Below are 12,062 nucleotides of genomic sequence, written 5' to 3'. Positions count from 1 at the left end.
CCCCCTTCTCCACTTCGACGGCGTAAGAAATATTTCCTACTTGGTAGTAGTACTCGACGATGCGACACGTGACGATTCGGCTCTCGATCGACCCGGATCGGTGCCACCCGTTCATCGGGGAGACGTTTCGCGACCCGGCGGTGAGCGTCGAGGCGCTCCACCGCTCCGACGCCCTGGACGACGGGTCGGTCGTCCTGCTCGTCGAGTGCCACGGTGACCGCGACCGGTTCGAGTCCATCGTCGCAGCCGCGGAGTCGGTCCGTGAGTGCAGTCTCACCGGCGAGCGAACCTGGCACGCCTACCTCTCTTTCGAACCCACGGACTACACCCGGTCGCTGCTCGCCACCGACCGCTCCTCCGACATCTTCGTCAAGCGGCCGATCAGGGTCATCGACGGCCCCGCGATGGAGGTGACCTACGTCGGCCACGAGAGCGGCTTCCGCGAGCGACTCGAGGAGCTCCCCGATGGCGTCGACGTCGAGGTCGTCGGCACGGGGAGCTCCTACCCCGACGCCGCCCACCTGCTCGACGGCCTGACGGCGCGCCAGCGCGAGATCTTCGCGGTCGCCGTCGAACAGGGGTACTACGCCGACCCGCGCCGGGCCACCCATCAGGAACTGGCTGACGAACTCGGCTGTTCCTCGGCCACTGTCGGCGAGCACCTCCGGAAGATCGAGGCGACCGTGCTCGGCGACCTCCACGAACTGGACACCTACGCCGACCCGGACGCCGAGGTCGGGGCCCGGAACCCCTCCCGGTGACGGTCGAGGGGCAGTGACTCACGTCGGCTCGACGCCCGCCTCGTCGCGGGGCGTGAACTCGAACCGGGCCCCGCCGCGGTCCTCGCTCGCGTCGGCCGATCGACCCGGCGCACCGTCGGCAACTGCCGTCGAGCCCCCCGTCGCGGCGTCGGTGACCGACACCTGCCAGCCGTGTACCGAAGCGATCCCCTCGACGATCGCCAGTCCGAATCCGGTTCCCCCGGTCGCGGTCGTGTATCCCGACTCGAACACGTGCTCGCGCTCGTCCTCGGGGATGCCGGGCCCGTCGTCTTCGACGAAAAAGCCCGTTCGAGCGCCGCCCACTTGCTGGCTCCCGCTTCGCTCCCCCGCGAGGTGGCCGTCGGGCAGGGCACCGACGGTCACCGTGACCGCGGGGCCGGCGTGTTCGATCGAATTGCGAAAGAGGTTCTCGAGCAGGCGGCGGAGCCGCTCGGGGTCCGCCCGGAGTTCACAGTCCCGGGCGACGGTGAGCGTCGCCGTCTCCGTCCGCACGGTGTTCCAGGCCTCGTTCGCCACCGAGGAGAGCCAGACGACCTCGGTCTCGTCGAGGCTGCGTCCCTGACGGGCCAGTTCCAGGACGTCCGCGATGATCGCCTCCATCCGGTCGTGAGCGGTCTCGACCCGTTCGAAAGCGTCCTCGTCGCCGGACTGACGCGCCTGTTCGAGGTAGGCCTCGGCGATCTGCAGGGGGTTGCGGAGGTCGTGGGAGACGAGGTTCGCGAAGTCCTCGAGCCGGTCGTTCTGGCGCTCCAGTTCCCGCTCGCGGCGTTTGCGCTCTGTGATGTCGCGGGAGTTGATTACGAGCCCCTCGACGACGGGGTTGTCGAGCAGGTTCCGGGCGATCCCCTCGAAGACGTGCCACTCGCCGTCGGCGTGGCTGGCGCGGAACTCGAAGCGCTCGGTTTCCCCTGGCCGCTCGAAGAGGGAGTCGAGGAGGTCCTCGAGGCGGTCCCGGTCGTCGCCGTGGACGCGCTCGAGCCCGTTCATGCCCTCGATCGCCGCCGGATCGATACCGAGGACCGTCTCGTGGGACGGACTCGCGTAGGTGACCGTGCCCGTCTCGTCGAGGACGGCGATCACGTCCGCCGAGTGCTCGATGAGTTCCTGGTAGCGATTCTCGACCTGCCGGCGGTCCGTGACGTCCCGGAGGAGGAGTAAACTGCCCCGCTCGGTCCCGTTCTCGGCGAGCGTCGAGCTATTGGCCGTGAGATACCGGCGGTCGCCGCCGACCGTCACCGACAGCTCCGTGTCCGGCCTGCCGTCGCCGTCGAGCAGTGGCTCCACCTCGGGGAGGATCGCACGTACGTCGGCGCCGATCACGTCCTCGCCGACGCCGAGCAGCCGCTTGGCCGCCGGGTTCAGGTCGACGATCCGCTCGTTCTCGCCCAGGACCACGTACCCCTCCCGCATGTGCTCGACGACGCGCGTCCGGGCCATGGGCGCGAGATCCAGGAGCTGGTGGCGCTCGATGGCGTAGGTGAACGCGGCGACGGAGACGACGAACCCGATCGGCGACAGCTCCACCGTCGGGTGCGGTCCCAGTCCGAGCACCACCCAGAGACTCACCATTAGCGGCGCCGCGGCAGCGACGATGAGGGCGGCCATCTGGCTGCGGTAGCGCGTCCGGGAGGTGAGCATGAACCGGCCGAGCAGCGCGACGCCGAGCAGCGCCGTCCCGAACGCGGCGATCACGAACGCGTAGTAGGCGCTCGTCTGCTCGTAGGTGAGCGAACTGAAGGAGCCGTAGTCCACGACGGCGGGCGACGCCCACAGCAGTTCGTGGGAGCCGTTCGTCAGCGCGAGCAGCGACCCGCTCCCGAGGACGAGCGCCAGGCCACCGACGACGGGCACGGACACCAGATCGTCGTGCCCGGTGTAGGCCGCGGCGAACACCAGCCAGCCGATCACGACGATCGGCGTCCCGACGTAAGTCCACTGCTCTGCCAGCACCATCAGCTCGAACGAGGTCGTCGAAACCTGCAGCAGGGCCGCGACGCCCCAGACGAGCGTCCCGAGGCAGACGACGGCCAGCGACCCCACCGCCACGTCCCAGTCCCGCTCCCGGGTGCGGTGCAGGAGATACGCGCCGAAGACGAGACTGCAGAGTATCGTGACTGCGAAGGGGATCGTGTACGGCGTGTATTCCCAGGCCATCTGTGAGTGCGACCGAAGCCGCTTCGTGCGGGCGTTTTGATACCCTCCGGCATCAACGTCGTGGCTCGTTTCCGCTGTCGATACGCAGCGCCCGGCCGCGGCCGGCCAGTCACTCCGCCGCGGCGTTCCGGACCCCGTCGCCGAGCACGCGCCGGTACCGTTCGCCCGCTGCGTTCGGGGCGTCGATGGCCGCTGCGATCGGCGCCGAGAGCCACTCGTCGGTCGCGTAGCGGTCGTACACCGGCAGTCGCTCGCGGAGCGGGACGCCGGCGTGGTCGGCCACCGCCCGGAGTTCGTCCAGCCCTGGCCACTCGTAGTCGGGGTTGACGTGATCGACGGTCACCGGGGAGACGCCCCCGAGGTCGTCGATGCCGCAGTCCACGACCTCCCGCGCGGGCGCGAGGTTCGGCGGCACCTGGACGCTCACGTCCTCGGGCAGGCAGTGGCGGGCCATCGCGACCGTCCGCCGGAGCGCGTCGACGCCGACGGTGCCGTCGCGCCAGCGCTCGTTCTCGACCACCGGCTGGACGATCACCTCCTGGACGTGACCGTAGCGCTCGTGCATCGCGCGGATGGCCAAAAGCGACTCCGCGCGGTCGCGCCAGCCCTCGCCGATCCCGAGCAGGATGCCGGTCGTGAACGGCACGCCGAGTTCGCCCGCCGTCCGGATCGTCCGGAGGCGCTGGCCCGGGTTCTTCGCCCGCGGGCCGCCGTGGGCCTGGACCTCGGCCGTCGTCTCCAGCATGACGCCCATCGAGGCGTTCAGGTCCGCGACCTCGGCCATCTGCTCGCGGGTCTGGTCGCCCGGGTTCGAGTGGGGGAGCAGCCCCTCCTCGAGCGCGATCTCACAGGCCTCCCGGAGGTACTCGTGGATGGAGTCGTGGCCCCACTCGTCGAGCTGGTCGTGGATCTCGGTGTACCGATCGTCGGGGTCGTCGCCGAAGGTAAAGAGCGCCTCCGTACAGCCGGCGTCGGCGCCGCGCCGGACCGTCTCGCGGATCTCCTCGGGGCTCATGAGCGTGGCTCGCCCCGGCGGATCGTAGTAGGTGCAGTACGTGCAGGTGTACCGGCAGGCCGTCGTCAGCGGGACGAAGACGTTCCGGCAGAACGAAAGGGAGTCGGCCGGCTCGACGTCGGCCGGGGTCACGTCGAGCAGTCGCTCGATCTGGTCGGCCGCGATCTCGACGTCGACACCGTACGCCTCGGCCCCTGGAATCACAGGCTTCGGTCCGTGTCCCCCGGCCTTCACTCTTGGGAGCGCGGCAGGGTGGCACGGCCGTCGGTCGTCTCGATCTCGAAGCCGGCGTCGAGGAGCCACTCGCGCGCAGCCCCGGTTCCGTGGAGCATCACTTCGACGAGGTCCGCCGGTTCGTCGACGTCGGTCGCCAGCCGGAAGCTGTCGACTTCGGTCACCTCGGCGCCGACCTCACGGGCCGCCCGGCGGTGGTCGCGGATCGAGGCCCCGTGGTAGTCGACGCGGAACTCGGGGTGGCGGGTGACGATCGCGTTCGTCCCCCCGCCCCGACCCGGGGCCAGCACGACGTCGCCCTCGGCCGAGAACAGTCGGTCGAGCGCTTCGGGGGTCGCCAGCGCGAGGTCGGCCATGACGACGGCGACGCCGTCGCGGTCCGGGTCCGCCTCGAACGCCTCCTCGAAGACGGCGTTGACCGCGTCGGAGAGCGGGCGGTCGTCGACGGAGACGGGGGCGTCGAACGCGACGTCGGCCGTGGCGAGAACGCGCGGCTGGTGACCGCTCTCGCGGACGGCCGAGAGCACGTCGGAACACATCGCGCGGGCGAAGGACTCGCGTTCGGATGCGGCGAGCGCGTCCGCGAGCCGCGTCTTCGGCTCGGTTGCGGCGAACGGGACAACGACGTCCATCAGCGCAGCTTGTCGTAGTCGTCGCCGCGGTTGCGCCAGTAGTAGACGCCGCCGCCGATCACGGCGATGGCGACGACTGCGACGGCACCGAACATCAGCAGCTGGCTCGTCTGCTGGGAGCTGGTGGCCGAGGACTCGGCGTCTTCGGCCAGGTCCATCGCGTTCCCGAAGTTGCCGTTGTTGTACGAGGAGATCGCGCTGTCGATCGTACTCTCGACCTCGTCGGGGTTGCCGGCGCCGTCACTGGCTTCCCGGGCGCTGTCGATCGCCTCGCGGGCGTCCTTGCTGTCCTTGGTGTAGACGTGGACCTCGTAGGTCGCGAGCGTCTGGGTGTTGTCGCCCGTCGTGCTCGTGACCGCAACGAAGGTGACGTTCTCCGCCGACGGGTTCGAGTAGTTGTACTCGGGGACCGCCGGGACCTCACCGCGGATCTGGACGCGGAGTTCGTCGCCCTCCGGGTCGCTGGAGACCTGCTGGCTGATCGACTGGCCGCCGAGGTCGTTCCACCGCTCGACCCGGGAACCCTGGTCGTACTCCTCGAGCTGCCAGCTGACGTTCTGCAGTTCGGTCTCGGCGCCGACCGTCCACTGGCCGTTCTCGGTGAACGCGTCGTCGATCGTGACCGTCGTGTTGATCTCGGTTCCCACCTGGGCCTCCCGCGCGGGATCGTCCGCGGAGACGGTCAGCGCAGCGGCTGTCCCCACGGCCCCCAGGAGGACCACGAACAGTGCGATTGCGATCGTACCCTTAGAAGAGCGGATCCAGTTCATCATCATCGTCCTCGACTAACTCCTCTAAATTCGCTTTGCTTTCCTGCCGGATCTCGTCGATGTTGTCCTGTGCCTCGATGGCCACCTGCTGGAGCTCCTTGATGCGCGGGACGTTGTGGACGCCCGATAGCAGGATGACGCTCGCGACGTAGCCCGACTCGGGGACGGGGTAGTCGCCGCCGCGGACCTCCATGCTCCCGGTCTGCTCTTCGAGCCACTTCCGCCCGCGCTCGATGCCTTTCCGGTTGAGGTGTTTCGGCGGACCGCTCAGCACGAGCAGCGCCCGCTCGGCGCCGTCGATCTCGCAGGGCAGGGTCAGGCGGCCCAGCGCCGCCTTCCGGACGAGACTCGTGATGCGGTTCGTGGTGTTGGCGGTGTCCATCCCGTCGTCGCCGTCGTCGCCCTTGAACCGCGAGAGGAGGCCGCCGGAGTCCTCCCCGGGTTCGACCTCCTCGGCGGCGTAGCCGACCGTCGACACGCCGCCGCCCGCGAGCGTGTTGATGATCTCGCTGGAGTCGACGACGCTCTCCCCGACCTCCTGGCCGGGCTGGACCTCGCCGGCGCCGAAGAGGATGCCGAATCGCTTGACGATCTCGTCGTTGATCTCGGCGTAGCCGCCCTCGACCGATTCGCCGGATTTCCGCCAGGCGTCGTTGTCGAACACGAGGAGGTTGTCGACCTCGCGCACGAACGTCTGGAAGGATCGGGCGGCGTTCAGGGTGTAGATACCGCCCTCGTCCCCGCCGGGCAGCACGCCCAGCCCGTAGACGGGTTCCGTGTAGATACGTTTGAGATGTTTGGCCAGGACCGGCGACCCGCCCGACCCGGTACCGCCACCGAGTCCGGCGACGATGAGGAAGGCGTCGACCTCGTGGACAGGGATGTTGTCGATCGCACCCTGAATCTCGTCGATGTCTTCCTCCGCGATCTCGGCGCCGAGTTCGTTGTCGGCGCCGACGCCGTGTCCTTTCACCCGGGCCTGTCCGATTAGCACCCGGTTGTCTTTCGGTACGCGCTCCAGTCCAAGTAAGTCGGCTTTAGCGGTGTTGACGGCGACCGCGGAACGGACGATCCCGCTCCCGGTTCGCTCGTCGTACTCCAGGAACTTGTCGACGATTTTCCCGCCCGCCTGGCCGAAACCGATCATCGCGAGTTTCATGACTCGTCTCCGTGTGAAAGGAAACAGTCACAATACGGCTATAAGTTTTACCCCCAACTATCAGCAAATAGAATGGCGCGAACGTCGCACAATCGCCCGAACGGCCGGGCGTTAATCGGAGCTTAGACTCTCGGAAAACGAGTGCTTACGTCGTTCGATCGAGGTATTCCGAGAGTCGGGTCATGTCGGCGGGGTCGACACCGAAGGCCGCGACGTCGTTGTCGCTCGTCGTGTTGTCGAACTGGAGCGATCGGTACTGGTCGCCCCCCATCGGGAAGCCCGGGATCGCGCCCCCGAGTTTCATGCCGACGCCAGCCAGCCCCATCGGCACCGGGACGATGACGCTCCCCCGGACCATCTTGGCGATGTCCCGGAGCGTCAGGACCTCGGGCCCGCCGATCTCGTAGGTCTCCCCGACGTGCTCGTCGTCTTCGGCCGCGGCTGCGAGCATCGGCACGAGGTCGCCGACCCAGATCGGCTGGAAGTTGGTCTTCTTGCCGCCGCCGGGCAGCGGCGCGACGCCGGGCGGCGTGAGCTTCTTCGTGAAGGAGACGAACTCGCCGCCCTCGCCGAACACGACCGAGGGGCGGAAGATCACCCAGTCCAGCTCGGAGCTCGTGACCACGTCCTCGGCCTCCCCCTTCGCGCGGATGTAGGCCGTCGGCCCGTTCGGATCGGCGCCCAGCGCGCTCATATGAACCAGTCTGTCGACGCCGTGTTCCTCGGCCGCCCGAACCACGTTGCGCGCGCCCTCGGTGTGGACGGCGAAGTGCTGGTCGTTGCCGCCCTTGGGCTTGAACAGCGGCGAGAGCGCGACCAGGTACACCACCGCGTCCTGCTCCGCGAAGGCGCCCTCGATGGAGTCGTAGGCCGTCACGTCGCCGCGGGCGGTCTCGACGCCGGCCGGAAGGGGTTCGCGCTCCGGCTCCCGCGACAGAATCGTGACCTCGTGGCCTCGCTCCGTCAACGTCTCGCTTAGGTTCGTCCCGATGAAGCCACTGCCGCCGACGACGAGTACGTTCATACGTCCGACATTTCGGGACAGATCCGGTTAAAGCTACCGTGCAACCAGTCCGGTACCGCGACAGGACGGCCCGTCGGGAACGCCACGCCTCGCCGAACTGCACGGGCCGTCGGAGTGTGTTTCCCGACTGATCCGGAGCGGCCGATTTACAAGCACCGGCCGCCCAGGGCGGGTATGCTCGTCACGCTGGAGGGGATCGACGGCAGCGGGAAGACGACCGTCTGGGAGGCGTTACGTGGTGAACTCGACGACCCGGTCACCTTCACGCGCGAGCCGACCGACTCCTGGTACGGCGAGGCCGTCGGCCGCTCGATCCGGGACGACGACGCCGACCCGCTCGCGGAACTGTTCCTCTACACCGCCGACCACGCCGACCACCTCTCGCGGGTCGTCCGCCCGGCGCTCGAAGAGGGCGACCTCGTCGTCTCCGACCGCTACTCCGACTCGCGGTACGCCTATCAGGGCGCGACGCTGTCCGAGCACCTCGACGACGCGCTGGCGTACGTCCAGCGGATCCACGAGCCGTTCACGCGGGCGCCCAACGCGACCCTGTACTTCGACGTGCCGCCCGAGACGGGTGCCGAGCGCAGCGGCGCCACCAACAAGTTCGAGACCGCGGACTACCTCGCTGCGGTCCGCGAGAACTACGAGCGCCTGATCGCGGCCGAACCCGACCGGTTCGTCCGCATCGACGCGACGCAGTCGCCCGACGCGGTGCGAGAGCGCGCCGTCGATGCGATCCACCGGCTTCGCGATTAGGTACCCTGGCGCCGTCGGTCCGGCACGTCGACCTCCTCGGGCGAGGGCATCCAGAAGTAGTCGAAGGCGATGCCCACCGCCAGTGGCACGGCGACCGTGAGGCCCAGGACCGCGTTCGCGCTCCCCAGGTTCGGCCCGAGCACGCTCCCGAGGAGCAGCGTCGTTCCGACGAGCGGGATCGGCGTGAGAACGGCCGCGTAGACGGCGCTGCCCCACTGGGTGTTCAGCCGGACGCGGAAGAAGCGGGTCGCCAGCGCTGCGATGGCCGTATTGAGCGCCACGATGACCAGCAGCCCTGCGACCTCGACCACGGAGACCATACCCAACCTTTGGGCCAGGACACCTTTGGGGTGTCGGATCCGCGCCGCGTCGCGGAGGCACCTCGCAGGACCGCGGCGACGGCGGCTACTCGAGACAGATGTAGGTTCGCGTGTCCGCGACGCCGTCGAGTTCCCGGACGTCCGTCGCGACCGAGTGCATCACGTCGTAGACCTCGTCGCCCCGGGCCTCGATGATGACGTCGTACTTCCCGGCGACGATGTGCGCCTCCTCGACCCCCGACAGCGACCGCGTCGCCTCCAGGAGCCCCTGGGATTTGCCCGCCGCCGTCTTGACCATGATGTAGGCCCGGACCATGTGCCACGTTACTCTAGCGCACGTCAAAAGTGTTTACCCCGCCCTGTGGCCGACCCGTCAGGTGATCGGCCGCCCGCGTCGGGATAGCTTTATGGCCTCCCGTGGGTCAATGTAGCACATGAGATTCGTTATCGTGGGTGCCGGTCGCGTCGGCCTCCGGACCGCCCGCGTCTTGCAGGAGAGCGGCCACGAGGTCGTCGTCGTGGAGTCCCATCCGCCGGCGGTCGAGCGAGCACGCAAAGAGGGATTCGACGTCATCGAGGGCGACGGCTCGACCGAGGCGGTCCTCGCGAAGGCCGACCTCGCGAACGCGGACGCGCTGGGCGCGCTGTCGGGCGACCTGAACGACAACTTCATCGCCTGCCTGATCGCCAAACACCACGGCTGTCGAACGGTATTGCGAATCGACGAGGACTACCGCGAGGACATCTACCGGAAGTACGCCTCCGAGGTCGACGAGGTGATCTACCCCGAGCGGCTGGGCGCCATCGCCGCCAAGAACGCCCTGCTGGGCGGGTCGATCCGCGCGGTCGCCGACATCGCGCGCAACCTCCAGATGCTCGAGTTGACCGTGACCGACGACGCCCCGATGCGTGGCTACACCCTGAGCGAACTCGAACTGCCGGCCAAGTCCCGCGTGCTCGCGTTCGGCAAGCAGGACGAGTCCTACGGGCTCCCCGACGCCGACGCCTCGCTGGAGGCGGGCGACCGCCTGGTCGTCCTCGCCGACTTCGGCGTGCTGGACGACGTGCGACAGATCGTGGTCGGTGACAGTGGGGGTCGCGCCACCGCCGCCGGAGGTGTCTGACCGTGGTCGTCGCATACGTCATGGTCAAGGCCCACACCGGCGACGCCGACCGCATCCGCGACGACATCAGTGCGGTCGACGGCGTCGTCGAGTGCTCCATCGTCGCCGGCGACGTCGACTTCATCGCCAAGGTCGAGGTCGACTCCCCCGCCGCGGTCAAGGACGTCGCGGCCACGGGCATCCAGGCCATCGACGGCGTCGAGAACACCCAGACCTACATCGCGATGGACTAATCCGACTGGACTGCAAACGGCGGACGATGACGAGCTATCTCGTCCGTCGGGGATTCCAGACGGTCGCGACCGAGAGCGCCGGCACCACCGGGACGGCCAAGAGCGAGGCGGCCGCCTCGATCCGGGAGACGCTTCTCGCGGCCGGTGACGGCAGTATCGAGACGGTGAGCGCCGAGGCGACCGACGTCTACGAGTTCCCGTCGGGCCCGTTCGACCCCTACCGGCTGACCGTCCAGGGGTCGGTGACGGTAGCGGTCGAGTCGGCGGACGAGCAATCGGGGGTCGCGAGCGGCGAACGGCTGATCGAAGAGCTCCTGACGGCCGCCGATCTCGACGGCTGGGAGTACCTGGACGACGCGACGCTGGCCGAGTGAACCGGGCGAAAAATACGGCGGGCTAGAGGAACTCTTCGTCCGGCCCGGCGCCGGCCGGGTCCTCGGCGGTGTCCCACATGTCGTCTGCGTACTCGTCGGCCACGTCCGTCGCGCCGCGGTCGTCGCTCGACACGTCGCGAGTGTAGGCGTCCAGCCCGGCCGAGAGCAACTCCTCGACGGCCTCCTCCTCGGTGACGAACTCCTCGTCGACTACCCGTTCGAACTGCGCGTGCACGTCCTGTGGAAGGGAGACTTCGACGGTCGGCACGGGGGAGGGTATCGTATGGGACGAGTTCAAAGTTGGGATGGGGGTGCCGACACGCCTTTGCTCGCGAGACGACTACGGAGCGGTGACATGGGTCGACTGGGACTGCGCGCGCTCATGGCCGCCGTCGGCCTCGCGCTGCTTGCGGGCTACGCCCTGGCGGCCTGGCTGGTCTACGCCGCGCTCGTCTGGTTCTGGGCGAGCCGACCGCCGCTGTCGACCACGATCCTGTTCGTCGCCGTCACGACGCTCGTGCTCGGGTACTGCAGCTACCAGTTCGGGACGCGCCAGTTGCTCGCCGGCATCGACGCCACCGAGATTCCGCGCCGGCGAGCGCCGGACCTCTACCGCCGCGCCGACCGGCTGGTCGATGGGATGCGGATCGAGGCCCCCCGCCTGCTCGTCGCTGACCTGTCGGTCCCCAACGCCCTCTCCATCGGCAGCCGGACGGGTGGCGTAGTGGTGCTCGACCGCTCGTTGTTCCGCCTGCTCTCGCCCGCCGAACTGGAAGCGATCCTCGCCCACGAGTTCGCTCACCTGGAGAATCGGGACGGACTGGTCCAGACGCTGTCCTACAGCACCCTGCGGACGGTCGTCGGCCTCGTGACCCTCGTGCTGTCGCCGGCGCTGCTCTTTCTGACCGGACTGGCCCGGGCGACGGCGTGGATCCGCGGCCACCCGAACCGCTGGGCCGACGGCACCGTCGGCCGGTTTCGGCTGCTGATCGGCAACGGGATCGTCGTCGTCCTCTTCGCGCTCACGCTCGCGGTGCGTGCTCACTCGCGCCGGCGGGAACTGGCCGCGGACGACCGCGCCGTCTCGGTGACCGGGGACCCGCTGGCGCTGGCCCGCGCGCTGGCGAAACTCGACCGCGTCCGCGAACCGGACTGGGGACTCCTCTCGTCGCTCTACACGCTCGGCGACGAGACCGGGCCGCTCGGCCGCGCGCTCTCGACGCACCCGGCCATCGACGAACGGATCGAGCGCCTCCGCGAGCACGCGAGGACGAGCCCCGCGGGTCGACGCTGACCGTCGATTCCGTGGCCCGCCGATCGTCGCCCCTCGCCACCGCCGATCCAGCCGACCGCCGATCCCGCCGACACCGCTTTCCGCCTCCGCTCGAAGGGAGAGGCGAGATGTGCTTTCCCACACTCCAGTCCTGCGCCGAGGACGGCTGCGAGCGCGTCGCGATGACCCGGAGTCGCGTCTGTTTCGGC

15 protein-coding genes are annotated in these 12,062 nt (G+C 68.9%); 6 read left to right on the top strand and 9 right to left on the bottom strand.

Going from position 1 to position 12,062, the window contains the following annotated elements; genetic code table 11:
* The first annotated feature begins 59 nt into the window (after positions 1-59).
* Positions 60-761, top strand: coding sequence for a helix-turn-helix domain-containing protein (locus U5918_RS15460; protein WP_336002466.1), 702 nt, complete (start codon positions 60-62; stop codon positions 759-761).
* Positions 762-779: 18 nt separating this feature from the next.
* On the opposite strand, the gene U5918_RS15455 is transcribed toward U5918_RS15460, so the two are convergent.
* The 6 genes from U5918_RS15455 to U5918_RS15430 form a co-directional block, all read right to left on the bottom strand.
* Entirely contained in the window at positions 780-2,936 is a 2,157-nt protein-coding gene (locus U5918_RS15455) for a sensor histidine kinase (protein WP_336002465.1), read from the bottom strand.
* 109 nt (positions 2,937-3,045) lie between these two features.
* Positions 3,046-4,155, bottom strand: a complete 1,110-nt coding sequence (gene cofG, locus U5918_RS15450) for a 7,8-didemethyl-8-hydroxy-5-deazariboflavin synthase subunit CofG (protein WP_336002464.1) — start codon at positions 4,153-4,155, stop codon at positions 3,046-3,048.
* A gap of 26 nt (positions 4,156-4,181) precedes the next feature.
* Positions 4,182-4,817, bottom strand: a complete 636-nt coding sequence (gene cofC, locus U5918_RS15445; RefSeq protein WP_336002463.1) for a 2-phospho-L-lactate guanylyltransferase — start codon at positions 4,815-4,817, stop codon at positions 4,182-4,184.
* Complete coding sequence (locus U5918_RS15440; protein ID WP_336002462.1) at positions 4,817-5,590, bottom strand: hypothetical protein; 774 nt, start codon at positions 5,588-5,590, stop codon at positions 4,817-4,819. The genes cofC and U5918_RS15440 overlap by 1 nt, the downstream gene beginning before the upstream one ends.
* Positions 5,565-6,746: a tubulin/FtsZ family protein gene (locus U5918_RS15435; RefSeq protein WP_336002460.1), complete on the bottom strand. Its 1,182-nt coding sequence runs from the start codon at positions 6,744-6,746 to the stop codon at positions 5,565-5,567. Before U5918_RS15435 ends, U5918_RS15440 begins: the two co-directional genes overlap by 26 nt.
* Positions 6,747-6,891: 145 nt before the next feature.
* Entirely contained in the window at positions 6,892-7,770 is an 879-nt protein-coding gene (locus U5918_RS15430; RefSeq protein WP_336002458.1) for a complex I NDUFA9 subunit family protein, read from the bottom strand.
* 174 nt (positions 7,771-7,944) lie between these two features.
* On the opposite strand from U5918_RS15430, the gene tmk reads away from it, so the two are divergent.
* Entirely contained in the window at positions 7,945-8,529 is a 585-nt protein-coding gene (tmk, locus tag U5918_RS15425) for a dTMP kinase (protein WP_336002457.1), read from the top strand.
* On the opposite strand, the gene U5918_RS15420 is transcribed toward tmk, so the two are convergent.
* Together U5918_RS15420 and U5918_RS15415 are read right to left on the bottom strand one after the other, a co-directional pair.
* Positions 8,526-8,849, bottom strand: coding sequence for a DUF7991 family protein (locus U5918_RS15420; RefSeq protein ID WP_336002455.1), 324 nt, complete (start codon positions 8,847-8,849; stop codon positions 8,526-8,528). The genes tmk and U5918_RS15420 overlap by 4 nt on opposite strands.
* An 85-nt stretch (positions 8,850-8,934) precedes the next feature.
* On the bottom strand, positions 8,935-9,165 hold the full coding sequence (locus U5918_RS15415; protein WP_336002454.1) for an Lrp/AsnC ligand binding domain-containing protein: 231 nt from the start codon (positions 9,163-9,165) through the stop codon (positions 8,935-8,937).
* A gap of 118 nt (positions 9,166-9,283) precedes the next feature.
* Here U5918_RS15415 and U5918_RS15410 point away from each other — a divergent pair, with 118 nt between their 5' ends.
* From U5918_RS15410 to U5918_RS15400, 3 genes are read left to right on the top strand one after another with little or no spacing between them, the layout of a single operon-like run.
* The gene (locus U5918_RS15410; protein WP_336002452.1) at positions 9,284-9,973 is read left to right on the top strand and encodes a potassium channel family protein; all 690 of its coding nucleotides are present in this window, start codon (positions 9,284-9,286) and stop codon (positions 9,971-9,973) included.
* Positions 9,974-9,975: 2 nt separating this feature from the next.
* Entirely contained in the window at positions 9,976-10,206 is a 231-nt protein-coding gene (locus U5918_RS15405; RefSeq protein ID WP_336002450.1) for an Lrp/AsnC family transcriptional regulator, read from the top strand.
* A gap of 26 nt (positions 10,207-10,232) precedes the next feature.
* Positions 10,233-10,580 carry a hypothetical protein gene (locus U5918_RS15400; protein WP_336002448.1) on the top strand — a complete coding sequence of 116 codons (348 nt, stop codon included), beginning with the start codon at positions 10,233-10,235 and terminating at the stop codon, positions 10,578-10,580.
* A 22-nt stretch (positions 10,581-10,602) separates the two neighbouring features.
* Here U5918_RS15400 and U5918_RS15395 read toward each other — a convergent pair whose 3' ends face one another.
* Positions 10,603-10,848, bottom strand: coding sequence for a DUF7120 family protein (locus U5918_RS15395; protein WP_336002447.1), 246 nt, complete (start codon positions 10,846-10,848; stop codon positions 10,603-10,605).
* Positions 10,849-10,935: 87 nt separating this feature from the next.
* On the opposite strand from U5918_RS15395, the gene U5918_RS15390 reads away from it, so the two are divergent.
* The gene (locus U5918_RS15390; protein WP_336002445.1) at positions 10,936-11,874 is read left to right on the top strand and encodes a M48 family metallopeptidase; all 939 of its coding nucleotides are present in this window, start codon (positions 10,936-10,938) and stop codon (positions 11,872-11,874) included.
* Positions 11,875-12,062 lie beyond the last annotated feature (188 nt).

The organism is Halorientalis sp. LT38 (assembly GCF_037031225.1).
Classification (GTDB): domain Archaea; phylum Halobacteriota; class Halobacteria; order Halobacteriales; family Haloarculaceae; genus Halorientalis; species Halorientalis halophila.
This window is presented reverse-complemented; position numbering and strand designations above follow the sequence as displayed.